Consider the following 24,944-nt stretch of genomic DNA (forward strand, 5'->3'; position numbering starts at 1 on the left):
CGGAGGACTCTGCTGACATGGGACTCGGCGCAGCACGCAAGACCGCGCTCGTCACGGGCGCTGCGGGTTTCCTCGGCTCGCACCTCGTCGATCGCTTGCTCGACGAGGGCTACGAGGTCGTCGGCATCGACAACCTCATGACCGGCGACCTCGGCAACCTCGAGCGTGCCGGCCGCGACTCGCATTTCCACTTCCAGATGGGCGACGTCCGCGAGCCCATTCACGTCTACGCCGAGCTCGTCTTCAACTTCGCCTGCCCCGCCTCGCCCGTCCATTACCAGAGCGACCCGTACGCCACGCTCACCACGAGCGTCATGGGCGCCCTCCGCCTCGTCGAAATGGCCCGCGGCCGCCGCTGCACCATCGTCCACGCCTCGACCTCCGAGGTCTACGGCGACCCCACGGTCCACCCCCAGCCCGAGAGCTACTGGGGCAACGTCAATCCCATCGGCGAACGCTCCTGCTACGACGAAGGAAAACGTTGCGCCGAAACCCTCCTCAACGACGCCCGCCGCGCCTGGGGTGTCGACGTCCGCATCGCGCGTATCTTCAACACCTATGGCCCGCGCATGGCCTTCGACGACGGCCGCGTCGTCTCCAATTTCATCGTCCAGGCGCTCCGGGGAAAACCCCTCACCCTCTTCGGCGACGGCAAGCAAACCCGCTCCTTCTGCTTCGTGAAGGACCTCATCGAAGGCATCCTCGCCCTCGCCCGCTCCGGGCCGCTCGAAAGCCCCGTGAACCTCGGCAACCCCGAGGAATTCACCATTCGTGAGCTCGCCGAAGAAGTCCTCCGCCTCCTCGGCTCCGACCTCGAAATCATCCACGCGCCTTTGCCCGCCGACGACCCGCGCCAGCGCAAGCCCGACATCACCCGCGCCCGCGAGCTCCTCGGCTTCTCCCCGCGCGTCGCCCTCCGCGACGGCCTCCGCGCCACCGTCACCGACTTCCAGGCCCGGCTCGCCGAGCGCGGCCCGAAAGGACGATAGGCCCGCCATGGTCCGGATCGCGATCCTCGCGACGCACCCGATCCAGTACCAGGCGCCGCTCTACCGCGCCCTCGCCGCCCGCGAGGACGTCGCGATCAAGCTCTTTTTCTGCTGGGATTTTGGCGTCAAAGAGACCCGCGACCCCGGCTTCGGCAAGACCATCCGCTGGGACGTCCCCCTCCTCGAAGGCTACGATCACGAATTCGTGCCGAACGTCTCGAAACGCCCCGGCACGGACCATTTCTTCGGCCTCGTCAACCCCGGCGCATTTTCGCGCATGTCGGCATTCCGCCCCGACGTCATCATCGTCCACGGGTATGCCCATGCCACCGAGCACGACGTCATGCTGCGGGCCCGCCAGAAGGGCATCCCCGTCCTGCTCCGCGGCGAATCGAACCTTCTCGCCGAGCGCCCCGCGCACATCAGCCTTGCCAAGCGCCTCGCCTTGCCCCCGATCTTCCGCCGCCTCGGCGGCGCCCTCGCGATCGGCACCCTCTCCGCGCACTACTTCGAGCATTACGGCGTCCCGAAAGAGCGCGTCTTCATCGCGCCCTACACCGTCGACAATTCGTTCTTCCAATCCCAGACGGGCTCCGTCCGCGAAGAGGCCCGCGCCTTCCGCAAAGAGCTCGGCATTCCCGAGGACGACCTCGTCGTCAATTACGCCGCCAAGCTCATCCCCGTGAAGGGCTGCGCCGATCTGATCCGCGCCTTCGCCGCGCGCCCGCGCCCGAATGCCCACCTCGTCCTCATCGGCGACGGCCCGCTCCGGGGCGAGCTCGAATCCCTCGCCCGCTCTCTCTCCGCCCGCGTGCATTTCGTCGGCTTCGTCAACCAGAAGCGCATGCCGGCCGCGTATGCCCTCGGCGACGTCTTTGCCTTGCCCTCGCGCTTCGAGCCCTGGGGCCTCGCCGTCAACGAGGCCATGAACCTCGGCCTCCCCATCATCGCCTCCGATCAGGTCGGCGCCGTCCCCGACCTCGTCGGCCCTGACAATGGCTGGGTCTTCCCCGCGGGCAGCGTCCCTGCGCTGACGCGTGTCCTCGACGAGGCCCTCGCGCACCCCGACGCCCGCGTTTCCCGTGGAAAAGCCTCCCTGCGCCGCATTGCCGCGTGGGACATCCCTCACACCGCCGAAGGCTTCGTCCGCGCGGCCCGCGCCGTCTGGTCGCGCTCATGAAGCTCGCGTTCCTCTGCCCCGACCTCGTCGACGCGCCCCACGGCGGCATCCCCACCGTGAGCCGCCAGATCCTCCGCCAGCTCGAACGTATCGCCGCGGAGCGCCGCGTCCCTCTCGAATACGACGTCTGGGCCCTGCACGACGCGCCCCACGACGCGCGCGACGTCGCCCGCGAAGTCGGCCTTCAAAAACCCCCGCAATGCTTCCTCTCCTTCGGCGGCTCTCGCCTCGGCATGCTCGCCGCCGCCGCGCGCGAGCGCTCGGATGCCGACCTCGTCTTCACGACCCACATCGGCCTCGGCCCCGTCGCGCGCCTCCTTCGCGCTCGAAATGTCCCCGTGGTGCAGTTCCTCCACGGCGTCGAATGCTGGCGCCCCTTGCCCGCCCACCAGCGCGTCGGTATCTGGGGCACCAATCTTTTGATCAGCAACAGCGCCTTTACGCTCGGCCGCTTCCTCGACTGGAACCCCGAACATCGATCGACCCCGAGCAAGGTCTGCTGGCTTGGTCTCTCCAATGATCGCGCCACCCGTGACATCGCGCCTCCGCCGGAAGACGCCGGCCTCTCCGCCCTGATCGTCGGCCGCATCCACCCCGAGGAGCGCTACAAGGGCCACGCCGAGCTCATCTCGATCTGGAACCACGTCCGCCGCCAGTGCCCCGGCGCGCGCCTCGACATCGTCGGCGACGGCGCCGCGCGCCCCGCGTACGAGGCCCAAGCCAAACGCCTCGGCCTCCTCGAGAACGGCGCCGTCCGCTTCTGGGGCCGCATCCCCGACGACGAGCTCCGCGCCCTCTACCAGCGCACCACCGTCTTCGCCATGCCGAGCCGCGGCGAGGGCTTTGGCCTCGTCTACCTCGAGGCCAACGCCGCGGGCGTCCCGTGCATCGGCTCGCTCGACGACGCCGCGCGCGAGGTCATCGTCGACGGCGAGACCGGCCTCTCCGTGCGGTACGGCGATCACGAGGGCCTCGCGCGTGCCCTCGTCGAGCTCTTCAGCGACGCCGCCTTCCGCACCCGCCTCGGCCGCGCCGCCCGCGCGCGTGTCCTCGCCTCGTTCACCGAGGACCATTTCGGCGCGCGCATCTGGGACGCCCTCGCCGAGCTCCACCCCCGCGCCTTCGCGGCAAGCACCGTATGAGCGCCGGGCAGGCCGAGCAACCGACCGAACGATTGGGCGCGCCCGGCATGGCCGAGCGCGTCCTTCGTGGCGTCGCCGCGATGAGCGTCGTCGCGATCGTCGGTTATGTCGGCCAGTTCGTCGTCGTCCCCATCGGCATGCACGCCTGGGGCCCTGCGCGTTATGGCGAATGGACCTCGCTCTCGGCCCTCGTCGCGTTCCTGACGATGACCGACCTCGGCGTCCAGTCGCATGTCGTCAATCGCATGTGCGCGCATCACGCGCGCGGCGATCACGACCTCTTCCTCGCCGACCTCCACAGCGCCCTGCGCCTGCAAGGCCCGCTCGCGATCGGCATCTGGGTCCTCGCCGCGCTCGTCACCGCGGTCTTGCCGCTCGAAACGTGGCTCGGCATCACCACCGCGACGCACCTCGAGACGTACCTCACGCTCGCGCTCCTCGGCATCGAGCTCCTCATCGGCGTCCCACTCGGCGCCGTCCGCGGCACCTACCGCGCCACCGGCCAGCTCGTCCGCGCCGCTTATCTCACGGCCATCAAGCGCGCCGTCGAGATGGCCTTGCCCGCCGCGCTCATGCTCGCGGGCGCGCGGTTTCCCACGGTCGCGCTCGCCCGTGTCGTCTGGGCCCTCGTGCTCGACGCGTACGTCCTGCGCGACCTCCACCGCCAGAACCCCTGGTTCCGCCTCACGCCCCTCGGCGGCGATCGTGCGACGGGCCTGCGCATGCTCGCGCCCGGCGCGCTCTTCTTGCTCGCGGGCCTCGGCGAGTTCCTCGCCAACCAGGGCAACCTCCTCGTCGTCCAGTCCGTCATCGGCGGCGAGGAGGTCTCTCGTTTCGCGACCCACCGCAACATCGCGAACATGGGCCGCATGCTCTCGATCCAGTTCACGACCGTCGTCTGGCCCGAGCTCACCGCGCTCGACGCCCTCGGCGATCCTTCGCGCCTCGTCCGCGCGCATCGCACCACGGCCAAGCTCTCGGGCTTCGTCATTGGCCTCGCGCTCCTCGGCTTCTTGCCCCTCGCCGAGCCGGTTTACTCCGCGTGGACGCTCAAAAAACTCTCGCTCGACCTTCCCACGCTCGGGATGCTCGTCACGCAGGCCATCCTCTGGGGGTTCTGGGGCGTCGGCTCCACCGCGCTCCTCGCGACGAACCGCCAGGGCCGCGTCGCGGTCCTGCTCACGGCGAACGCGGCGCTCGTGTTCGTCCTGTCCGTCCTCTTCGTCCCGCGCTTCGGCATTCGGGGCGTCGCGGCGGCCGCGCTCCTCGCGGATCTCGCCCTCGCGGCCTGGATCGTCCCGCGCGCGGCCTGCCAGGCGCTCGGCGACCGGTTCGGCGGCTACGCCCGTGAAATCCTGGGCGCGCTCGGCCTCGGCTTGCTCGTCCCGGCCGCGGCCTCGGCCGGCCTTTGGTTTTTCCTCCCCGAGGGCCTCGTCCGGGCCATCGTCGTGCCGCCCGTGTTCGGCGCCCTCGCGCTCACGCTCTTCTGGATCGCGCTCGCCCCCGAGGAGCGCGAAACTGCCCGGGGGATCGCCGGGAACATCCGTCGAAAGCTCGGCGGCACGCGGGGAGATGCCGCATGATCCTGACCTGCGACACGAAGGACAAAGCCTCATGAAAGACAAACACATCCTCGTGACGGGAGGCTTCGGCTTCCTCGGCAGCCATCTCGTCGAGCGCCTGCTCGCGGACGAAGACGCGCGTGTCCACGTCGTCGACAACCTCAGCACGAGCCCCCTCGATCACGAGGCCTACGTGCGCCGCGTGAACGACCCGCGCCTCACATACGACATCCTCTCCATCGAGGACTATTTCGCGCGCGGCTCGTTCGCGCCTTTCGCCGAGATCTACCACCTCGCCTCGGTCGTCGGCCCTGTCGGCGTCCTCGGGCATGCCGGCAAGATCACGAAGAGCATCACGGACGACACCTACCGCGTCATCGACATCGCGAACCGCTCTGGTGCGCGCCTCTGCGACGTCTCCACGAGCGAGATCTACGGCGGCGGCCGCGATGGGTACTGCTCCGAGAACGACAACAAGATCATCACGCCCAAGGTCTCGGTCCGCCTCGAGTACGCCGTGGCCAAGCTCGCGTGCGAGATCGCGCTCGTCAACACGTGCAAGGTCTCGGACCTCTTCGCCGTGATCATCCGCCCCTTCAACATCGCGGGGCCGCGCCAGTCGGGCAAGGGCGGGTTCGTCTTGCCGCGCTTCATCAAGCAATGCCTCGCGGGCGAGCCGCTCACGGTCTACGGCGACGGCAGCATGATCCGCGCCTTCACGCACGTCGTCGACGTCGCCGAGGGCATCGTCCGGGCCTTGCGCCTCGGCCGTCGCGGCGAGGCCTACAACATCGGCAACCCGCAGAACAAGATCAGCATCCGCGACCTCGCCGAGCGCACCGTGCGCATCACCGCCTCCGAGAGCCGCATCGATTACGTCGACCCGAAGGCCCTCTTCGGCCCACTCTTCGAGGAGGCGAACGACAAGTATCCGGACGCCGACAAGGCCATGGGCGAGCTCGGCTGGCGTCCTCGTTTCGACCTCGACACCGTCATTCGCGACAGCGTGGAGTACATTCGTGCGGGGCGCCTCGACTGAAATGCCCTCGCCGCCGAAGCTTTCACCGAGGCCGCCCGTTCGAGAGGGAGACGTGCGCCCGCGCGTCTCCGTCGTCATGCCGACGTACAAGCGCGCGCGCCTCCTCGGCGCCACGTTGCGCTCGATCCTCGCCCAAACGTACGGCGATTTCGAGCTCCTCGTCCGCGACGACGGCCCGGGCGGCGACGGCACCGAGGAGGCCGTGCGCGAGGCCGCGGCCGGCGATCCGCGCGTCAAATACCACCACAACCCCAAAAACCTGCGCATGCCGGCGAACCTCAACGCCGGCATCGAGGACGCCGCCTCCGAGCTCATCGCGGTTTGCCACGACCACGACCTCTACCACCCCGACTTCCTCGCCGAGCTCGTGCGCCTGCTCGACCGCCACCCGCGCGCGCTCTTCGCGCACACGGGCCTCGAAATGGTCGACCAGGACGACCGCCCCCTCGGCGCCGTGCACGTCGGCCCCTGGCCCGAGCTCACGCGCGGCCGCGTCTGGCTCGACTTCATGCTCCGGAGCTTCAGCTCCCCGGTCTGCGCGTTGACCCTCGTCCGGCGCGAGGCGCACGAGCGGTACGGCCTCTACGACCCTACCTTCGGCTTCATCGCCGACGTCGAGATGTGGATGCGCCTCTGCGAACACGGCGACGTCGCGTATGCCGCGCGCCCCCTCGTCCGCGTGCGCAATCGCGAGGACGGCCACGACGTCGACGTCAATCCCTGGCCGATCCACGCCTTCTCCTTCGCCATTCACCGCAAATACGTCCCGCGCCACTTCCAGGGCCCCCTGCGCCTCGTCAAGGAGGCCGCGCTCGCGCTCCGCGCCGACAAGCAGGTCCTCCACGAGGTCGGCTCGCGCCTCCGTCACGGAAAACCCATCGGCCTCGGCGCCTCGCTCGGCCCCCTCCGCGAAAGCGCGGGCCCGCTCTCCCGTGCCCTTTTGCCCCTCGTGGGCCCGCTCGAATCCCTTCTTTCGGAGAAACGCTCGTGAAGACCTCGCTCCTCGTCGGCCAGAGCCCCCTCGGCATGATTCCGCGCATCCTCGACGAGATCGAGGGCACGCGGATCCTCGACGTCGGCTGCGGCGTCGGCGTCTATGGCTTCATGCTCCGGCACCGCTGGCAGGACACGCCGATCGGCTTTCGCCAGGTCCGCGATTACGACCGCCGCGACCCGCGCCTCGACGAACCCGAGCTCCTCAGCGGCTGCGACCTCACGGTCCACAACCTCCGCCGCACCGCCCATCACCGGAGCTACGACGAGCTCGTCCTCGCCAGCGCCGACGCCCTCCCCTACCCCGACGATTACGTCGACACCCTCCTCTGCATCGAGGTCCTCGAACACCTCGACAAACCCGCGGCACTGCGCGCCCTCCGCGATTTCGAGCGCATCGCCCGAAAGCGCATCGTCATCACCGTCCCGCGCGAATCGCTCGACCCGCACACGGGCCACGACGAGCGCGCCTTCTTGCGCCTCGACACCCCCGACGCCGACGTCCAGGCCTGGACCTTCGCCGAGACGCACCGCTCCGCCTTCAGCCCGGCCGAGCTCCGCTCGCTCGGCTTTCGTTGCGGCCGCAAGGTCGAGCCGGGCCCGCGCGCGCCGCTCCAGCTCGCGATGGCCCTCTGGCAGACCTACGGCCCGCCCGGCGGCCAGCTCCTCGCCGTGAAGGACCTCGACAAACCCGAGCGCAAGAGCTCCGGCGCCCTCCCCCAGGCGCCCACGATCACCGAGGGATTCCCCGATTACCGGCCCGCGGAGCGCCGCCCCGCGCATACCCCTGCCGCCGAGATCGGCTGAACCGCACGGCGCATGGACGCGACGCTTGAAAGGCCCTTCACGCCCGCCACGGGCGCCCGCGCGGGAGGTCTCCTCGACCGTCGTTACGGCCCGCTCGTCCCCCATGCGCTGCTCGTGTTCATCGGCTTCGTCACGCTCTGGCTCGCCGAAGAGCCCGCCACCACGCTCTACGTCACCGGCGCCGCCGTCTGCGTCGCCTATCCGTGGATCATTTTCCTCGAGATTCGACGCGCGCCGCTCGGCTTGAGCCCGATCTCCTTTTATTTCGGCTGGAACATCATGTCCCTCGGCCTCGCGGCCATCCACCACGCGAACAAGCTCGCCGAGGGCCTTCCGATTCGCTTCAGCGTCCAGAAGATCTATCCGGACGAGCTTGCCGCGGGGTATGTCATGTACCTCGTCGGCGCGTTCGGCCTCCACGCGGGGCTCCAGCTCATACGCCCGATCCCTGAACCCGGAGAGCGCCCGCCGCCCATGGGCTCAGGCTTTTTGGCCCTCTGGTCGCTCGGCGTCTTCATGCGATTCATCGGCCCCATCATCGACGTCGGCGGGTTCGGCGCCTTCAGCGGCCTCGTGCAATGGGGTTCGCTCGCGGCGCTCACCGGCTTCGTCGCGCACCAAGGCGCAAACCACCGGCGCGCCTCCTTCTGGATCCTCTTCACCCTCGGCACGGTCGTCGAATTCATCGTCAACCTGCGCGCGGGCTCGAAGGCGTTCCTCATGTTCAGCTTCCTCCCCGCCGGCATCCTCTTCACCCGCCAGCGCCCCTTGCGCCGCTGGCTTCCGGTCCTCGGCATTGCGCTCAGCGTCTTTTACCTCGGCGTCGTCGCGCCCGTCGTCTCCGCCGCCCGCCAGGCGGACGCGGTCGCCGGGGAAAACCAGAGCGACCGCATCGTCCGCACCTACACGCAAGGCGATTATGGGGAGGGCGACGGCATCGAGGAGCAGACCGCCGCCTTCTTCGATCGCTCCTTCGAGCCCATCCCCGCGTCCTTCCTCTATGGCGAGGTCGAGCGGCATGGCCTCCGCTGGGGCGACACCTTCGATTACCTCGCCTACGCCTTCGTCCCCCGCCTCTTCTGGCCCGACAAACCGACCGTCTCCCGCGGCGGCTGGTTCTACTATTACATCGGCGCCGCCCGCAGCGAGGCCGAGGCCACGACCTCGGTCGCGCAGACCGCTGCCGGCGAGCTTTACTGGAACTTCGGTTTCCCCGGTGCCCTCTTCGGCATGGGCGTGATTGGCGCCTTGTTTGGCTTCCTCTGGCGGCTCACGACGCCGTTTCCCGAACAGGACCCCATCCGCCTCGTGCTTTACATCGCCCTCTGCTTCAACATGATCGACATGGCCGAGGCGGGCACCACCCTCGTCAACATCGTGTTCCGCGCCCTCGTCCTCGTCCCCTCGATGCTCCTCCTCGACCGCGCGGCGCGAAAGCGCGCGGAGGCCGCCCCCTCGGAGGCACGAGCCCTATCATGATCCCCGCCGCCCTCTCCCGCCTCGCCCACGCCTTGCCGCCGGTTTGTCACGCGCGATTGCCGCGCAACGGCCTCGGCAACATGCTCCTCGTCTGGGCGCGCGCCGCGGCGTTCGCCGAGCTCAATGGATTGCCCCTCGTCACCACGGGCTTCGGGGCCGTGCGCCTCGGCCCGTGGCTCCGCGGCGAGCGCCAGAAGCGCATTTACGTCGCCGATTTCCTCCCGCCCCACCCGGCGCGCCTCGCGCATGCGACCACGCTCGCGCTCACGGGCAACGTCGTCCGCGAGCCCCGGGTGGCGCGCCTCCCCGAAGGCCCCGCTCCCAAGGGCACCGTTTACGTCTACGACGCCCTCCCCGACTTCTTCATGAGCTTCGCCGAGCACCGCGATTTCCTGCGCCGGCGCCTCCTCGCGATGCTCGCGCCCGCGCGCCGGAGGGCCCTCGACGCGGCCGAGGCTCCGTTCATCGGCGTCCACGTCCGCGGCGGCGATTTTGGCCCCCTCGCGCCGGGGCACGACCTCTCCCGCTCCCTCGGCCCCACGCCGCTCTCCCATTTCATGCGGCTCATCGAGGGCATTCGCGCGATCGTCGGCGAGCCCGTCCCCGTCACCGTCTTCTCCGATTCGAGCGACCGCGAGCTCGCCCCCTTGCTCGCATTGCCGCGGACCACGCGCGCCCCCGAGCGCCCGGCCATCGTCGACCTCCTCTTGCTCGCGCGGAGCCGCGTCATCATTCCCTCCGCGTGGAGCACCTTCAGCATGTGGTCCGCTTTCCTCTCCGACGCCCCCGTCCTGCTCCATCCCATGGAGCACGAACACCTCCGCTCGATCCGCCCCGCCTCCCTCAATCGCCGCTTCTACGAGGGCACCGTCCCCCAAAACATCGCCGATTGGCCCTCGCTCCTCCGTGAAAACCTCGCCGCCTTGAAAACGAGGACCCCATGAGCGGCCTCCGAACGCGCCTCCAGCAAGCCGCGCGCCTCGTCGGCCTCGATCCCGCGGCGCTCCGCGACCTCACCCGCGGCCTCCCGCGGTTTGCCCGCGACGCCCGCGCTTATCACGCGGCGCACGGCGGCCGCGGCCCCTTCCCGCTGAAACCCTCCTCGCTCTATCCGATCGTCACCGACTGGCGGGAGAGCGCCGGCCTCGCGAGTGGCCATTACTTTCACCAGGACCTCTGGGCCGCGCGAAAGCTCCACGCCCGCCGCCCCGCGCGCCACGTCGACGTCGGCTCGCGCATCGACGGCTTCATCGCGCACCTGCTCGTCTTCATGCCCGTCGAGGTCGTCGACATCCGCCCCCTCGAAAGCAAGCTCGAAGGCCTCACCTTCGTGCAGAGCGACGCCACCACGCTCGATCGATTCCCCTCGGGCAGCGTCGAATCCCTCTCCAGCCTCCACGCCGTCGAGCATTTTGGCCTCGGCCGTTATGGCGACCCGATCGATCCCGACGGCTGGCAAAAAGCGATGCGCTCGCTCGCGCGGATCCTCGCCCCGGGCGGCCGCCTTTACTTCTCGGTCCCCATGGGCCGAGAGCGCCTCGTCTTCAACGCGCACCGCATCTTCTCGCCGCGCACGGTCCTCGACACGTTCACCTCAACCGGCCTCTCGCTCGTCTCGTTCTCGGCCGTCGACGACGCCGGCGACCTCGTCGAGCATGCGGACCCTGCCCATTTCGAGTCCGCGCACCACGCGTGTGGCCTCTTCGAGCTCGGCCGATGAGCGAGGGACGAGGCACGACCGAGCCGGCCCGTATTGCCGGCCTCGACACGCTCCGCTTCGTCGCGGCGGCGATGGTCGTCCTCAGCCACCTCGGCCCCCCGCCTTTGCTCGCGGGCCTCGAACGCACGCACCGCCTGTCCTTTCTCCTCTCTGCCTCTTATGGCGTCGCCTGGAACGGCCCGGCCGCGGTCATCGTCTTTTTCGTCATCTCGGGCCTCTGCATCCATTGGCCCACCCTCACGCGGCGCCCGTATTGGCCCGAGTATTTCGTCCGCCGCTACGTCCGGATCGGCATCCCCCTCCTCGCCTCGATTGCCCTCTCCTCCGCGGTTGGCATTCCTTACGTCGGCCTCTCCGAATCGATCCTCTGGAGCCTCCAGTGCGAGCTCGTCTATTACACGCTTTATCCGGTCCTCCTCGCGCTTCGTGATCGATTCGGCTTTCGTCCGCTCGTCGCCGCCTCGTTTGCCCTCGCGACCGCGGTGATCGTCCTCGTGGATCCCCGCGCGCTCCCGTATCCGGCGTACGGCTGGGCGCTGCAATGGATCATCGGCTTGCCTTGCTGGCTGCTCGGCTGCCTGCTCGCCGAGCGGATCCACGAACGCCCGGCGCGGACGAACCCCCGCATCTGGTCGTGGCGCCTCGCCGTCTGGCTCGCGAGCGCGGTGGCCCTCGCGCTCCGGTTTCATTCTCCGATCGGTTATCCCTGGACGCTGAATGCCTTCTCGCTCCTCGTCTACGCGTGGCTCCTCGTGGAGATCCCACACCTCGCGACCGTGCGCGTGCCTCGTTTCTCCGAGCGCCTCGGCCTCTTCAGCTATTCGCTTTACCTCGTCCACCTCGCCGCGTGGGAGGTCTTCAAGAAATACTATCGCTTGAAGCTCGGCTACCTCGTCGACTGGTCGCTCCTCATGGCTCTCTCGCTCGGCGTCGCGTACCTCTTTTTCCTGGTCTGCGAGGACCCCTCGCAGAAGCTCGCGCGGCGTCTCGCGAAATCGCTCCGCCCGAAACCCGCGACGCCGCTGCCGGCCGCCTGACGCGCGCCATGCGCCCGAACCTCCGCGCCGCCGCGATTCTCTCCCTCACCTTCGCCGCCGGCGCGCTCGCCAGCGCGCTCGTTTTGCGCAACACGGACAAACGCGCCTCGTCTCCACGCCCCGAGGCCACGGTCCCCGCCCGCGTCCCCCTCCCGCCCGAGCATCTCGGCGCGCTCTCGCTCTTCATCCTCGCCGGCCAGTCCAACATGTCGGGCCGTGCGCCCCTGCCAAACCCTCTCCCACCGGCGATTCCCGGCGTCTACATCTTCGGCAATGATGGCCGCTGGCACGAGGGCCGCGAACCCGTCGATTTCGCCGAGGACCAGATCGACGACGTCTCCGCCGACCCCGGCGCGGGCGCCGGCCCCGCCGCGGCGTTCGCGGCGGCGCTCCGCGACAAACGCGGTGGCCACCCGATCGGCCTCGTCCCTTGCGCGAAAGGTGGCTCGTCGCTCGCGGAATGGCGCCGCCACCTCGGCGAGCACACCCTGTATGGCTCGTGCCTCAAGCGCGCCCGCGCGGCGTCCACGGCGGGCACGATCTCGGGCGTGCTTTTCTTTCAGGGCGAAACGGACGCCATGGATCCCGCGCTCACGGCGGCGGATGCCCACCCCAATCCTTCCCACTGGGCCGCCGCATTCCAATCCTTCGTCGCCGACCTCCGCCGCGACCTCGGCGCGCCCGATCTCCCCCTCGTCTTCGCCGAGCTCGGCCCGCCCCCCACGGACGGCCGTTTCCCCGCGTGGGAACGCGTGAAGGAGCAACAACGCGCGGTCATGATTCCGGGCGTCGCGCGCATTCGCACGGACGACCTGCCGCTCCAGGACGCGGTGCATTTTGGACTCGAAGGGTACGAGGCCATCGGGAAGCGGTTTGCCGAGGCGATGGACGGGCTCTTGCGGCGGGAGTGAGGGACCGGCCGGCGGAGCGGCCGCGACAAGAGGGATTGCGCAGTCACGCAACGACGGAAGGCAGCGCGTTGCGTGGCGCAGCGACCGACCCAAGGCGTCCTTTCGCGCCGAGCCCCGCGCGGAGGCTTCGAGATCGCCCTTTCAACGACGGAGACCACCACCACCCTCCACGTTGGTCCGACCGTTGCAGTGCCATGGCCTGCGTGAACGTCGTCGCCTTCGGTCGCCGGCTCGTATTTCGCCGGTGACACGAGAGGCGCGTATTGCTCGGCCCTGGGTCGCGCCCGCACCACCGACGAGGTGCTCTCCGCCGAGGGTCCGACCCCTGCGACGAGGGGGCGGATGCGCCGGGGCCGTCCCGCGAGGTGGAAAGGTCACAATGAACAATCGCGCCACGGGTGGGCTTTGTATCAACACGGAGCGTCAGGAGTTCCGCAATGAGTTGAGGCAGGACGGGTTGCTGACGCCGATCCAGCAGTTGTGCGAGCCGAAGCTCCTCGCCTCCCTCGCCCAGCTCGGGGCGGGGGCCGTGCTCATCGCGGGCGCCACGGTGCTCCTGGTGAAGGTGAGCTATGGGTTCCTGCCGCTGAGCCTCACGATCATCGCGCGGCAACAGCGCGTGCTCAAGAACCTCCTCCACGAGGCTGCTCACCGCAACCTCTCCAGGAACAAGCAGGCGAATGACCTGCTCGGCCGCTACGTGCTGGCGCCGCTTTCCTTCGAGAACTTCACCGTGTATCGCACGCAGCACGCGCGCCACCACGCCCTCCTCGGCTCCGCCGACGACCCGGATCGCGTGGACGTCGGCGTCGCGGGGCACGACGAAAAGACGGCCATGGGTGTCTACGCCGGCCTCCTTTTCAATCGGTCGCAATGGAAAAGCTCGATCGGGGAGAGCCTCCCGGGGATGACGGGCCGGCAACGCTGGGAGATCGTCTCGTTCTGGATGGCCCTCTCGGTCGTCCTCGGCGCCGCGGTCGGCGTGGGCGGCGTGGCGGCCGTCCTCGGCTCGTGGATGCTCTCCAAGGCGACCGCCTACCACGCCATTCAATGCTTCGCCGAGCTCTGCGATCACGCGCGGCTGCCGTCCTCGTCGGTATTTGAATACACGCGGAACATGCCGAAGAACGTCTGTTCCATCCTGCTGAACCCGTACAACGACAATTACCACCTCACCCATCACCTCATGCCCAGCATACCGATGCGGAGCCTGGCGAGGGCGCATGCGCTGATGATGAGAAACAAGCGCTACAGCGAGGCAATCCACTGCGACGGGTATTTCTGGGGCAAGCGCCCCGTCACGAGGACCTGGACGTCTCCCGTGCAATCGCCTCGACCATGCGGGGGCCTCTCGACCCCGTCGAACGTCACCTACGCCGAAAGCCAATCCTAGGAGACATCGAACGATGTTCAGCGCCGCGTCCCAGGGATTTTTGACCTCTCTCTCTCTGATCGTCGCGATCGGCAGTCAGAACGCGTTCGTCTTGCGACAGGGGCTGGCCGGCCGCCACATCGTCCTCGTATGCCTCATTTGCTCGGTATGCGACTTCGTGCTGATGAGCGCCGGGGTCCTGGGCCTGGGTGCGAACCTCGGCTCGCGGCCCTGGCTCTCATGGCTTCTCGCCTGCGGGGGCACCGTCTTCTTGTTCTGTTATGGTGCGCGCGCGCTTCGGTCTGCATGGAAACGAGAGAGCACGCTCGACGTCGAAGCTCACGGGGCGCGAGCCGCTCCCGTCTCGCTCCTCGGGGCCGCAGCAGCGACGCTCGCCGTGACGCTCCTCAATCCACACGTCTATCTGGACACCGTGGTGATGGTCGGCGGGATAGCGACCTCGTTGTCCAGCGGCGAGCGCGTGCTCTTTCTGGTGGGCGCCTCGCTGGCGAGCGCCTCGTGGTTCTTTTCGCTCGGCCTTGGCGCGCGGAAGTTGCGCCCCGTCTTCGCCCGCCCGAGCGCGTGGCGCGTGCTCGACGGTCTGATCGGCGTCGTCATGTGGGTCATCGGGTTCTCGCTGGCCGGCCATGTCGTGAGGACCATCCCCACCTGAGGCTCCGTCACAAACTGGCCTCCTCCCCGCGCCCCCGGCTACGCTCGCCTCGCCCCTCGTGGGCTCGGGTGACCCCATGGCCGTTCAAATCGCATCCGGCGCCACCGCAATGTGCAGCTTCGGCATGGCGCCCGCCTCGATCATGGTCCTGCCTGCGAACATGGTCAATGCGACCGCGTCCGCCGCGAACATCGCCGACATGGTGACCGCGACCAATGTCCTCCCCTTCGGCGCGTGCACCTCGATGGCGAATCCCACGGTCGCTTCGGCCACGGCTGCCGCCATGGGCGTCCTCACGCCCATGCCCTGCGTCCCCGTCCCCGCGGGCACGTGGCTCCCCGGCAGCACCAAGGTGATGCTGAAAAGCCTGCCCACCCTCCACAACTCCTGCCAGCTCATGTGCTCGTATGGCGGCGTGATCCAGATCCTCAGCCCGGGCCAATTCAAGGTCATGGCCGGCGGATGAGCTCCCCGTCCCCCGCGCCCCCGTCCGAGAACCTGCTCCTCGAATTCACCCGCACCGCGCAGGCCGACGAATCGTTTGTCTTACCAGACGGCGAGGTCACGTATGTCCTGCGCACCGAGGGCGGCGGCGCCGAGACCGTCACGATCGACTGGACGCCCGCGCTCTTCGCCGACCTCGACGCCGTCCGCCGCCCCGGCTGCGATCCCGCCATCGTCCAGCGCCTCGGCCGCGCCCTCCGGCGATTCCTCGCGCCCGCGGGCTGGTCTCGCCACGAGGAAAACATCCTCGCCGCCTCCTCGCGCGGCGATCCGGTGCGGATCACGTTCCGCTCGAATGCCGCGGAGCTTTATGCCTTACCCTGGGAGCTCCTGACGCTCAAATCGAGCGGCCAGCACCTCGGCGAGCTGCCCGAGGTCCTCGTCCGTTATGCCTGGCCCGAGAGCACCACGCGCCCCGAGGATCCCTCGCCCTTGCCCGAAGGCGGGCGAATCCTCTTCGGCTGGTCCGCCGCCGCTGGCGCCGTACCCCTCGCCGAACAATCGAATGCCCTCCGCGCCGCCGCCGAGCGTGGCCATCACCCTTTTGATCCGGCCCGCGACGTCATCGACCACCTCTCGCTCGGCCGCCTCTCCCGCATCCTCGAAAAGGCCGCCGCGTCGGGAGAATGCATCCACGTCCTCCACCTCCTCTGCCACGGCACCCAGGTCGGACAAACGCACGGCCTCGCCTGGGACGCGGACGACGGCAGCGGCGAGCGTGTCCTGCTCGACGCGGGCAAACTGCGGCAGCTCCTCGCGCCCCACGCGGGCCGCATTCGCCTCGTCGTGCTCTCGGCCTGCGACAGCGGCAATCCCGGGCAGATCGGCAATCACCTCGGCAGCGTCGCCCAGAACCTCCACCAGGCCGGCATCCAGGCCGTCGTCGCCTCCCGCTTCCCCCTCTCCGTCCCGGGCTCGATCACCTTCACCGAAGTCTTTTACGACAAACTCCTCGTCGAGCCCGCGTCCGTCGAAGACGCGCTCCTCGCTGCCCGGCAGCGCCTCCTCCGCGAAGGCGTAGAAAGGCTCGACTGGGCGAGCCTCACCCTGCACGCGCGCCCCGAGGACGGCGACGATACCCGCCCGATCGCCTTTCGCCCTTATCGAGGTCTCCTCGCCTTCCACGCCGCGCATCGCCGGTTTTTCTTCGGCCGCGAGTCCGAAATCGAGGAGACGCTCGCCGACCTCGCGGCCCTCGCCGCCGCGGAAAAACCTCGTTTCCTCGTGGTCGCGGGCGCCTCGGGCACGGGCAAATCGTCCATGGTCCTCGCCGGCGTCGTCCCGCGCCTGCTCGATCGCGGCGCCGCGCGTGAAGGCGCCGCGGACGCCGCGGATTTCAAACGCGCGGTCGAGCGGCTCGCGCACCTCCTCGGGCGCAGGAGCCCGGGCGCCGCCGCGCAACAGGCGCTCTCCGTGCTCCACCGCGAAATCACGGCGCTCGCCACGGCCGCGGGCGGCGCGTGGGAGGCGGTCGTCATGCGCCCCGGTGCGACGCCGCTCGCCGCCCTCGAATCGGCGATCGCCGCGCGCCGCGACAAGGACATCCCTTTCCTCCTCGTCGTCGATCAATTCGAGGAGATCTTCACCCACGTGCAGGATCCGGCCGAGCGGCAGGCATTCGCCGCCGAGCTCTGGAAGCGCTGTTCCGGCGAGGGCAACATCCATTGCATCACCAGCATGCGCGTCGATTTCGTGGGCGAGTGCGGACAGATCGTCCTCGACGCGAGCACGGGCCTAAGGCTCGATCGCGTGGCCTACGACGAGGCGCACCGCGTCTTCGTCGCGCAGATGGGCCCGGCGCAGCTCCGCACCGTGATCGAGGAGCCCGCGCGCAAGGTCGGCCTCTCCCTTTCGCAGGGGCTCGCGAGCCGCATCATCGCCGAGGTCGGCGCCGAGCCCACGGCCTTGCCGCTCGTCGAATATGTCCTCGACCTCCTCTGGCAAAAGCGCCAGGGAAAAACCCTCGACGTGGCCCGGTACGAGGAGCTCGGCGGCGTGTTCGGCGCGCTCGAACGAATGGCGGACGCCGTCGTCGACGAGCTCGACGAGCCTTCGCAAAAGCTCGCCCGCCGGCTCTTCTCGCGCCTCACCCATTTCGGCGAGGGCGGCGCCTCGAACACGCGCCGTCGAGTCCCTCTCGCGCGCATCCTCCCCGCTGATCCGGAGCGGCGCGCGCGCTTCGAGGCCTTGCTCGAACGATTCATCGACGCGCGCCTCGTCTCGCGTCAGGACGAAGGCGGCCGCATCGTGGTCGAGGTCGCGCACGAGGCTTTGCTCCGGAGGTGGAAGCGCCTCGCCGCCTGGCTCGCCGAGGATCGTGCGCGCGTCGCCGAAATCGGCAAGCTCGAACGCTGGGCCGCCGATTACAAGACCCACGGCGCCCTCCTCCGCGGCGCCCAGCTCGGGTATGCCAAGCAGATCCGCGCGCAGGCCGAGGACGAGCTCGACGACGACACGCGCGCCATGATCGAGGCGAGCGAGCACGCGGAGGAAGCCGAAGCCGAGAAGGCGCGCGCAAAGCAGAGCGTCGAGCGGCGCAAGCTCTACGCCGGCGCCGTGGGCGCCGTGATTGTGGCCGTCGCCATGACGCTCCTCGCGCTCCGCACGACCCGGGCCAGTGCCGAGGCCGACGCCTCGAGAAAGCAGGCGGAGCAGGGTCGCGCCGAGGCCGAAAAAGCGCACAAGCAGGCCGACACGGAGCGCGCCCTCGCTGAAAAACAATTGCGCATCGGCGGCGCCTTGAACCTCGTCGCGCGCCATCAGCATGCGGCCGCCGCGTCCGTCATGTCGGAGCGAAGCGGCCCGTTCCCCGAGCTCCTCACGGATTTCAGGCACCTCTCGCTGGCGCAGAGCCTCCTCGCTTTGCCCATTCCGAAGGTCACGCTCTCCGGGCACCACGAGAAGTTGTGGCACGCCACGTGGTCGCCCAAAGGCGACCGCTTCGTCACGGCCTCGGAGGACCAGGTGGCCCACGTCTGGGGGCGTGATGGCCGGGGCAAACCCCTCGCCCTCCGGCATGACGGCCCCCTCTCCTCGGCGGTCTTCGACCGGGAGGGCCGCCGCGTGCTCACGGCTTCCTTGAATGGCATCGCGAAGATCTGGGACGTCTCCGGCCCGGAGCCCGTGGTGCTCTCCGAGCTCCACGGAAAGGCGCCCGGCCTGTGCGCCGCCGTCTTCTCGCCCGACGGGAAACGCGTGGCCACCGCGACGAGCTTGGGCACCCTCGAAATGTGGGACCTCTCCCCGGTGACCGGCCCCGTCCTCGAAACGAGTTTTTCCGGGCATGACCACGTGGTCGCGTCCGTCGAATTCGATCCCGAGGGCAAACGCCTCGTCAGCGCCTCCTGGGACCGCACGGCGTGCCTCTGGGACGCCCGAAGAGGGACCCACGCCTGCCTCGAAGGCCACACGGCCCCCGTCGCGTCGGCCGCGTTCTCCGCGGACGGCAAGACGATCGTCACGGCCTCCTACGACGGCACCGCGCGCCTCTGGGACGTCGCGACGCGCAGGGAGATCGCCGTTCTCGAGGGCCACATGGGTCCCGTCAACCTCGCGGTCTTTCATCCGAAGACGAGCCACATCGTGGCCACGGCCGGCGACGACAACACGACGCGCATCTGGGCAAGAATCGACGAGGAGCCCGGCTCGCACGCGGTCGGCGCCGCCTCCTACGTGGAGCTCGCGGCCTTGGATGGCCACGAGGCCGACGTCACCACCGTCGCTTTTTCGCCGGATGGCGAGCGCCTCGTCACCGGCTCGTGGGACGAGACGGCGCGCATCTGGGACCTCGCGCGCCTGCCGCGGCCCGTCCTTCCGCGGATCCTCGGGCATTACGTGACGCAGGCGCTCGAGAGCCCGACGCAGGATCGCCTGATGCAGATCACGCCCGACGGCGACATGGCCGTCTACCTCGCATCCCCGAATGCCGAGGTGTACGAAGGCATTCACCCCGTCGGCCTCATTTCCCACGGAGAAACGTGGGTCCACACGGCCGCGTGGAGCCCCGACGGGAAACGTGTCGTCAGCGGGGGCGAGGCCGGCGACGTGGCGCTCACGCCCGTCGACGATCGCCTCGCCTCGCCGCCTCTCGCGCGGCTCCCCGTCCTCCCCTCGCGAATGCTCCCCAAGCACCACAAGGCGCCCATCGTCGCGCTCGCCTGGAATGCGGACGGGGATCGATTCATCAGTGTCACCGACGAAGACGCGCCGCTCGTCTGGGACGCGGACCACCCCGAACGCCCCCCGAACCCCCTCACGGCGTCGGCAGAGAAATGCGAACATCCGGGCGGTTCCACGGCACGCGCGCTCGTCCCTGCGAATGCGGGCGGCTTCACGTCCGTCGCGTGGAGCGGCAAACCGGGCGCGCGCCATATCGTCCTCGGCCGCGAGGACGGCTGCGCTTGGTGGGTCGACCTCGATGGCCGGGAAAAACCCGTGGTGCTCGGCCGCCACCACGCCACCCTCACCGCCGTCGCCATCTCCACGGACGGCGAGCGCGTCGCCACCGCCTCGCAAGACAGAACCGTGCGTATCTGGAAGCGCGATGGCACCTACGTCGAGCTCCCGCACCCGGCCCCCATCCTCTCCGTCGCGTTCGACGCGCGCGGCGAGCGCGTGATCACGCGGGCCCGGGACAACACCGTCGACGTGTGGAGGGTCGACGGCTCCGGCCAGGTGTTCGCCCTGGCAAACGCCGCCGCGACCTTCCCCATTGCAGCCTTCGACGTGAAGGGAAATGGAGTCCTCACCGTGGACGCGCGGGGCTTCCTCCAGCGCTGGGACGCCGAGCCTGCGGCCATCGTCGCGAGCCTCGAGCGCGCGAACGACGACTGCGCCACCGCGGCGCTCCGCGAACGTTACCTGGCCGAGGACAAGGACGACGCGATCAAAGGCTGCCGCGCGTGCGCCGAAAAGCAAGGGCTCGACCCCGACAATTGCACGCGCGACCTGAAGACCGGCGCGCTCGGATCCCAGAAATGATACCGTCCGTGTGAATCGAGGACGCCATGCCCGCGAAAGACCTCCACCTCCTCCTCAGCCACGACGACGACGGCAGCGCCTTCCTCGAAGGCGGCTTGCCCGCGGACGCGGCCGCGGAGCACGAAGAGCGCCCCGAGGCGCGCCCGGGCCCGACGCACCTCTGGGACGAAGGAGACGATCCGGACGACATCGTGGCCCAGCGCTGGGGTGTGATCGTACCGGAGGGACCAACGGGCGATCGCCTGCTGGAGCTCGCGCGTCCCCTGCTCGAAGCGCGCCGCGCGGCCCAGGGGGGCCACGAAATCAAGGTGTTCCGCGCGCCTTCGCGCCTCGACATGGCGGGCGCCGCGCGCTGGCGCAAGGACGTCTTCGATCGGGGCGCCGACCTCGCCGTCGATCTGCCGCGTTATCAGCTCATCCTCGGCGATCTCGATCAGGTCCCCTTCGCGATCCAGCAGGTCCAGCAATCGGACGGCTTCGTCGGCAGAATCGCTTTTCCGGACGAACGCGGCTACGAGGCCTACATCCACAAGATCCTCGCCGCCGAGCGCGCGGCCGCGCTGCCTTCGCCCCCGCACGCCACGTTTTACACGGTGCACGACGGCACGGCGGCGACGGCGGCCACGTACCGCGCGCTCGTCCGTCCGGGGCTCGATCTCGTGCGCCGCCGCATCGAGGCCGGGCAATTCCCCGCGAGCACCCTCGAAGAGCGCGGGCGCATCGACGCGCCTTCCCCCGACGAGCTCTTCGAGGCCGCGTCCCGCCCCGACCCAGGCGTGCTCTTCAGCGTCAGCCACGGCGCGGGCGCGCCGCGCGAGGGCTGGAAGAGCTTCGCCGAGCAACGCGCGCGCCAGGGGGCCATGCGATTCGGCCGCGAGGGCACGTTCGCCGCGAGCGACCTCGGCGAGCGCCCCTTCGCGCCGGGTGGCGTCTGGTTCATGGTCGCCTGTTATGGCGGCGGCACGCCGGATCGCAGCGCCTACCGCCACTGGCTCGAACGATTGCAGAAGCTCGGCCATTACGGCGGCGAGGCCGAGGAGGTCCTCAAGGCGCTGCCTCGCAATGCGCCTCCCTTCATCGCGTCGCTCCCCCGCACGGCGCTTGCGAACCCGAACGGCCCCCTCGCCTTCCTCGGGCACGTCGATCTCGCCTGGACCTACAGCTTCGAGGAGCGCGACGCGGGCACGCCGATCGCCCGCCCGGCCCGCTTCATGTCGGTCGTGCGTTCGCTCGTGCGTGGCGATCGTGTCGGCCTCGCGTTCCGCGAGCTCGTGCGATTCTTCGAGCAGGCGAACACGGAGCTCACGAGCCTCTACGATCACGAGGCGAGCGGAGGCCGACGCGACGAAGTGCGGCTCGGGCATCTCTGGATGCTCCGGCAAGACCTGTCGGGGTACATCCTCCTCGGCGATCCCGCGGTGCGCCTGCGTGTTCCGAAGGCACAAAAGACCACGCCCGCCGAGCCACCCGCCCCGACAGCGGCAAATATTCTCGGGTTTGGCCAGGCACAAGCGCCCGCCCCCGCGCCTGCACCCGCCCCCGCACAGACGCCCGCGCCGATTGCGCAGGTCGAGCCCGTGGCGCTCCCCATGGAGCTCGAGCGCCTCGAAGAGGCCTTCGGCCACATGCTCGTGGGCGAGCGCGGGCACAAGGAGATCGCCAAGGAATACGGCATCGAGCTCGGGGAGCTGCGAAAGCTCTTCGACCGGTACAAGAAGGGCGGGCGCGGATCACTCGGGCATACGTGAAATGCGTTCGCTCCTGCGGATCCTCCCGCTCTCACTCGCCGCGCTCCTCGCGCTCGCCGCCCCCGCGCGCGCGGACGACATCGCTTTGCCCCGGTTCCAGCCCGCGTTCGCCGGTGATCGTATGCTCGGCGTGCAGTCCCCCTATGCCGCCGGCGATTTCACCTTCCACGGCATGCTGCTCGTGGACTACGCCAGGAACCCCTACGTCCTCAAGACGGCGGACGGCGCCACGGCGTCGGAGGTCGTGGGCCGGCAGCTCTTCCTCCACGCGAATGCCACCTATTCGATGTGGAACCGCCTCGCGGTGAACCTCGACGTGCCCGTCGCGCTCCTGCAGACGGGCGACGCCGACACGTCCCCGACCACCGCCGATTTCGGCGACATCCGCCTCGGCGCCCGCGTCCGCCTTTACGGCGGGTACGAGGCTCCGCTCCAGGTAGGGATCGGCGGCTTTTTCTGGATCCCCACCGGCACGGGCGCTTATGTCACCGATAGCTACGTGCGTGGCCTGCCGCAGCTCCTCCTCGGCGGACAGCTCAGGGACCGCTGGGTCTGGTCCTTCGCCGTGGGCCCCGAGATCCGTGACAAACGCACGACGGACGACGGCGTCGTGATGGGCACGGCAATCACCGGCGGCGCCGGCATCGCGATCCTCCTCGGGGAGGACCGCGCCCTGCAAATCGGCCCGGAGCTCGACATCTCGCAGGTGCTCCTCGACGCGAGCAGTCAGAATCGGAACATCGAGCTCTCGCTCCAGGGCCGATACAGGTTCCTCGACGACTTCGAGGCGGGCATGGGCATCGGCGCCGGTCTGAGCGAGGGCGTCGGCACGCCACTGTTTCGCGTGGTCGCGATGGTCGCCTACTCGCCCTTCCTCTCGGAGCGCCTGCGGGACAGCGACGGAGACGGGGTCTTGAACGATCGAGACGCCTGCCCCGAGGTCCGCGGCGATCGCAGTGTGTACGCCGTGGAGAATGGGTGCCCGTCCGTGTACCGCAAGCGCGCGAACGACGCCGACGGCGACGACGTCATCGATGATCAGGACGCCTGTCCGCGTGTCTACGGCATTCCCCAGAGCGACGAGACACGAAATGGCTGCCCGCTCGACGACGCCGAGGAGGCGGCGCTGCTCGAACAATACCGGGACAACCGCCCGGATTCGAAAGGGGACACCGACGGCGACGGCCTCGGAGATGCGGTGGACGCCTGCCCCGAGGAGAAGGGTGTGCCGAGTGAGGTGGCCGCGAAAAACGGCTGTCCCGAGGCCGTGCGCGTCACGGAGGGCGAAATCGTCCTCTTGCGCGAGCTCCTCTTCGACGCGGGCCGGGCCACGTTACGTCCCTCGTCCCGGCAGATGCTCGAAGAAGTCGCCGAGGTGCTGCTCCAGCACCCCGAGATCACGAAAATCGAGGTGCAGGGCCACACCGACAATCGAGGCACTCTACCTCGCAACGACGCGCTCGCCCTGCAGCGGGCCCAGGCCGTGCGTGATCTGCTCGTGCGCCGCAGCATCGACCCGAAGCGCATCGTCCTCAAAGCGTTTGGCCCAAACGCCCCGGTCGCGACGAACACGACGCCGGAGGGGAGGCAACGCAACCGGCGCGCGACGTTCGTCATTCTGGAGAGAAAGCCCGCGCCCGCGCCTCCTTCTCCTTCCCCTTCAGGCGTCACGCCGACGCCGTAGGTACGCCCGCCCACGATGTCCGGACAAATCCGGACAAATCCGGACAAGTTCGGACAAATCCGCGAGATGTCCGGTCCTTGCACGTGAGCCTTTTCACCACCTGAGCTCGACCCAAAGGTCGCGCTTACGCGTCTCCAGGTCGCGTGCACGCGTCTCCAGGTCACGCGCACGCGTCGCCAAGTCGCGCGGGCACGCCTCCCCCGCGTGCCCACGCGTCTTCGCATCGCGGGCACGCGCCTTCATGACATTCCCGAACAATCTCCACGTCATGCACGCGCGTCTCGACCTCACGCGCGCGCACCTTTGCTCCCCGCCCGCGCGCCATTTTCCTGCGGCCGCACGCCTCGGAGACGCGTCCAAACGCCTCGCGCCTCGCTCGCGCGCGACGCCTCCGCGCGCCCTCGCCCCGCACCTGGCATATCCCGTGCACTGGTCTCCTGCGCGGCGCACGAGACGGGACCTCTCCCGTCTACCGCCACACGACAACCCCAACCGCCCCCCATTGGAGGCTGACCATGAACGACCCCAAGAACCCCGACCCCGGCGACAAGCACATCGACGCGAGCGACCTCGCGCTCATCGACGTCACCCCCGAGCAGATGTTGAAGTTCATCAAGATTCGCGAGGGCGTCGCAAAGGCGATCGCCAACCTGAAGCGCCTCACCCCCGAGCAGATCGACCGCGCGGGGCTCAACGCGGGGGACGTGCAGCGCGCCCTCGATATCGCCGACGAGCACCGGCAACTCGACGCCATGGTCCCCGCAGCGGAGAAGCTCGCCGAGATGCTCATCGAGACCCGCGCCGCGCGGGGTCACGATCTCGCCATGCTCCTCGGTGAAATCGCCTCGCAAGCGCGGCGGCGCGGCCAGCGCGACCCAAAGGGCCCGGAGATCCTCGGCCCGCTCGAGGACCTCTTCGCCTATCAATATGGCCCCGCCCAGAAGAGCGCCGCCACCCGCGCGAAATCGAGCAGTCCGGCCGAGCAGAACCCGCCGAGCCAAAGCACCGGCTGATCCCAGGGACACGGGCGGCGCCTCGCCGGGGCGCCGCCCCGGACCCCGCGGGGGCTGTTCGCCCCTCGACCCGAACCAGGGCAAGCCCTGGACCATTTGGGGAAGAACTGC

General features: G+C 69.3%; 19 protein-coding genes. All 19 read left to right on the top strand.

Annotation, left to right across the window (positions count from 1 at the left end):
- Nucleotides 1-17 precede the first annotated feature (17 nt).
- The 19 genes from KEG57_RS25480 (at nucleotide 18) to KEG57_RS25570 (ending at nucleotide 24,833) form a co-directional block, all read left to right on the top strand.
- Nucleotides 18-989, top strand: coding sequence for a UDP-glucuronic acid decarboxylase family protein (locus tag KEG57_RS25480; RefSeq protein ID WP_272458857.1), 972 nt, complete (start codon nucleotides 18-20; stop codon nucleotides 987-989).
- Between the two features lie 7 nt (nucleotides 990-996).
- A complete protein-coding gene (locus tag KEG57_RS25485; RefSeq protein ID WP_272458858.1) occupies nucleotides 997-2,169 on the top strand; it encodes a glycosyltransferase family 4 protein in 1,173 nt (390 codons plus the stop codon).
- Nucleotides 2,166-3,311, top strand: a complete 1,146-nt coding sequence (locus KEG57_RS25490) for a glycosyltransferase family 4 protein (protein WP_272458859.1) — start codon at nucleotides 2,166-2,168, stop codon at nucleotides 3,309-3,311. Before KEG57_RS25485 ends, KEG57_RS25490 begins: the two co-directional genes overlap by 4 nt.
- The gene (locus tag KEG57_RS25495; protein WP_272418611.1) at nucleotides 3,308-4,894 is read left to right on the top strand and encodes a lipopolysaccharide biosynthesis protein; all 1,587 of its coding nucleotides are present in this window, start codon (nucleotides 3,308-3,310) and stop codon (nucleotides 4,892-4,894) included. Before KEG57_RS25490 ends, KEG57_RS25495 begins: the two co-directional genes overlap by 4 nt.
- A gap of 31 nt (nucleotides 4,895-4,925) precedes the next feature.
- Nucleotides 4,926-5,912, top strand: coding sequence for an NAD-dependent epimerase/dehydratase family protein (locus KEG57_RS25500; RefSeq protein ID WP_272418610.1), 987 nt, complete (start codon nucleotides 4,926-4,928; stop codon nucleotides 5,910-5,912).
- A 52-nt stretch (nucleotides 5,913-5,964) separates the two neighbouring features.
- Nucleotides 5,965-6,903 carry a glycosyltransferase family 2 protein gene (locus KEG57_RS25505; protein ID WP_272418609.1) on the top strand — a complete coding sequence of 313 codons (939 nt, stop codon included), beginning with the start codon at nucleotides 5,965-5,967 and terminating at the stop codon, nucleotides 6,901-6,903.
- Complete coding sequence (locus KEG57_RS25510; protein WP_272418608.1) at nucleotides 6,900-7,712, top strand: class I SAM-dependent methyltransferase; 813 nt, start codon at nucleotides 6,900-6,902, stop codon at nucleotides 7,710-7,712. The genes KEG57_RS25505 and KEG57_RS25510 overlap by 4 nt, the downstream gene beginning before the upstream one ends.
- 12 nt (nucleotides 7,713-7,724) lie before the next feature.
- Nucleotides 7,725-9,191: a hypothetical protein gene (locus KEG57_RS25515; RefSeq protein WP_272418607.1), complete on the top strand. Its 1,467-nt coding sequence runs from the start codon at nucleotides 7,725-7,727 to the stop codon at nucleotides 9,189-9,191.
- Nucleotides 9,188-10,135 (top strand): O-fucosyltransferase family protein, encoded by a 948-nt coding sequence (locus tag KEG57_RS25520; RefSeq protein ID WP_272418606.1) that lies wholly within the window; start codon nucleotides 9,188-9,190, stop codon nucleotides 10,133-10,135. Before KEG57_RS25515 ends, KEG57_RS25520 begins: the two co-directional genes overlap by 4 nt.
- Nucleotides 10,132-10,911, top strand: coding sequence for a DUF268 domain-containing protein (locus tag KEG57_RS25525; protein ID WP_272418605.1), 780 nt, complete (start codon nucleotides 10,132-10,134; stop codon nucleotides 10,909-10,911). The genes KEG57_RS25520 and KEG57_RS25525 overlap by 4 nt, the downstream gene beginning before the upstream one ends.
- Nucleotides 10,908-11,948 carry an acyltransferase family protein gene (locus tag KEG57_RS25530; protein WP_272418604.1) on the top strand — a complete coding sequence of 347 codons (1,041 nt, stop codon included), beginning with the start codon at nucleotides 10,908-10,910 and terminating at the stop codon, nucleotides 11,946-11,948. The genes KEG57_RS25525 and KEG57_RS25530 overlap by 4 nt, the downstream gene beginning before the upstream one ends.
- 8 nt (nucleotides 11,949-11,956) lie before the next feature.
- A complete protein-coding gene (locus KEG57_RS25535; protein WP_272418603.1) occupies nucleotides 11,957-12,859 on the top strand; it encodes a sialate O-acetylesterase in 903 nt (300 codons plus the stop codon).
- Nucleotides 12,860-13,238: 379 nt separating this feature from the next.
- Nucleotides 13,239-14,252, top strand: a complete 1,014-nt coding sequence (locus KEG57_RS25540; RefSeq protein ID WP_272418602.1) for a fatty acid desaturase — start codon at nucleotides 13,239-13,241, stop codon at nucleotides 14,250-14,252.
- A 13-nt stretch (nucleotides 14,253-14,265) separates the two neighbouring features.
- Nucleotides 14,266-14,904, top strand: coding sequence for a LysE/ArgO family amino acid transporter (locus tag KEG57_RS25545; RefSeq protein WP_272418601.1), 639 nt, complete (start codon nucleotides 14,266-14,268; stop codon nucleotides 14,902-14,904).
- A gap of 76 nt (nucleotides 14,905-14,980) precedes the next feature.
- Nucleotides 14,981-15,370 carry a DUF4280 domain-containing protein gene (locus KEG57_RS25550; RefSeq protein ID WP_272418600.1) on the top strand — a complete coding sequence of 130 codons (390 nt, stop codon included), beginning with the start codon at nucleotides 14,981-14,983 and terminating at the stop codon, nucleotides 15,368-15,370.
- The gene (locus KEG57_RS25555) at nucleotides 15,367-20,388 is read left to right on the top strand and encodes an nSTAND1 domain-containing NTPase (protein ID WP_272458860.1); all 5,022 of its coding nucleotides are present in this window, start codon (nucleotides 15,367-15,369) and stop codon (nucleotides 20,386-20,388) included. Before KEG57_RS25550 ends, KEG57_RS25555 begins: the two co-directional genes overlap by 4 nt.
- 26 nt (nucleotides 20,389-20,414) lie before the next feature.
- On the top strand, nucleotides 20,415-22,136 hold the full coding sequence (locus KEG57_RS25560; RefSeq protein ID WP_272458861.1) for a hypothetical protein: 1,722 nt from the start codon (nucleotides 20,415-20,417) through the stop codon (nucleotides 22,134-22,136).
- A 1-nt stretch (nucleotide 22,137) separates the two neighbouring features.
- Nucleotides 22,138-23,820 (top strand): OmpA family protein, encoded by a 1,683-nt coding sequence (locus KEG57_RS25565; RefSeq protein ID WP_272458862.1) that lies wholly within the window; start codon nucleotides 22,138-22,140, stop codon nucleotides 23,818-23,820.
- Between the two features lie 515 nt (nucleotides 23,821-24,335).
- Nucleotides 24,336-24,833: a hypothetical protein gene (locus KEG57_RS25570; protein ID WP_272418596.1), complete on the top strand. Its 498-nt coding sequence runs from the start codon at nucleotides 24,336-24,338 to the stop codon at nucleotides 24,831-24,833.
- Nucleotides 24,834-24,944: the final 111 nt, after the last annotated feature.

Source organism: Polyangium jinanense, assembly GCF_028435365.1.

Bases quoted from the DNA above. Each gene is read 5' to 3' on its own strand.
- KEG57_RS25485 (WP_272458858.1), top strand. From the start codon at position 997: ATGGTCCGGATCGCGATCCTCGCGACGCACCCGATCCAGTACCAGGCG.
- KEG57_RS25480 (WP_272458857.1), top strand. From the start codon at position 18: ATGGGACTCGGCGCAGCACGCAAGACCGCGCTCGTCACGGGCGCTGCG.
- KEG57_RS25540 (WP_272418602.1), top strand. From the start codon at position 13,239: ATGAACAATCGCGCCACGGGTGGGCTTTGTATCAACACGGAGCGTCAG.
- KEG57_RS25570 (WP_272418596.1), top strand. From the start codon at position 24,336: ATGAACGACCCCAAGAACCCCGACCCCGGCGACAAGCACATCGACGCG.
- KEG57_RS25520 (WP_272418606.1), top strand. From the start codon at position 9,188: ATGATCCCCGCCGCCCTCTCCCGCCTCGCCCACGCCTTGCCGCCGGTT.
- KEG57_RS25500 (WP_272418610.1), top strand. From the start codon at position 4,926: ATGAAAGACAAACACATCCTCGTGACGGGAGGCTTCGGCTTCCTCGGC.
- KEG57_RS25535 (WP_272418603.1), top strand. From the start codon at position 11,957: ATGCGCCCGAACCTCCGCGCCGCCGCGATTCTCTCCCTCACCTTCGCC.
- KEG57_RS25560 (WP_272458861.1), top strand. From the start codon at position 20,415: ATGCCCGCGAAAGACCTCCACCTCCTCCTCAGCCACGACGACGACGGC.
- KEG57_RS25490 (WP_272458859.1), top strand. From the start codon at position 2,166: ATGAAGCTCGCGTTCCTCTGCCCCGACCTCGTCGACGCGCCCCACGGC.
- KEG57_RS25515 (WP_272418607.1), top strand. From the start codon at position 7,725: ATGGACGCGACGCTTGAAAGGCCCTTCACGCCCGCCACGGGCGCCCGC.
- KEG57_RS25555 (WP_272458860.1), top strand. From the start codon at position 15,367: ATGAGCTCCCCGTCCCCCGCGCCCCCGTCCGAGAACCTGCTCCTCGAA.
- KEG57_RS25565 (WP_272458862.1), top strand. From the start codon at position 22,138: ATGCGTTCGCTCCTGCGGATCCTCCCGCTCTCACTCGCCGCGCTCCTC.
- KEG57_RS25495 (WP_272418611.1), top strand. From the start codon at position 3,308: ATGAGCGCCGGGCAGGCCGAGCAACCGACCGAACGATTGGGCGCGCCC.
- KEG57_RS25530 (WP_272418604.1), top strand. From the start codon at position 10,908: ATGAGCGAGGGACGAGGCACGACCGAGCCGGCCCGTATTGCCGGCCTC.
- KEG57_RS25545 (WP_272418601.1), top strand. From the start codon at position 14,266: ATGTTCAGCGCCGCGTCCCAGGGATTTTTGACCTCTCTCTCTCTGATC.
- KEG57_RS25550 (WP_272418600.1), top strand. From the start codon at position 14,981: ATGGCCGTTCAAATCGCATCCGGCGCCACCGCAATGTGCAGCTTCGGC.
- KEG57_RS25525 (WP_272418605.1), top strand. From the start codon at position 10,132: ATGAGCGGCCTCCGAACGCGCCTCCAGCAAGCCGCGCGCCTCGTCGGC.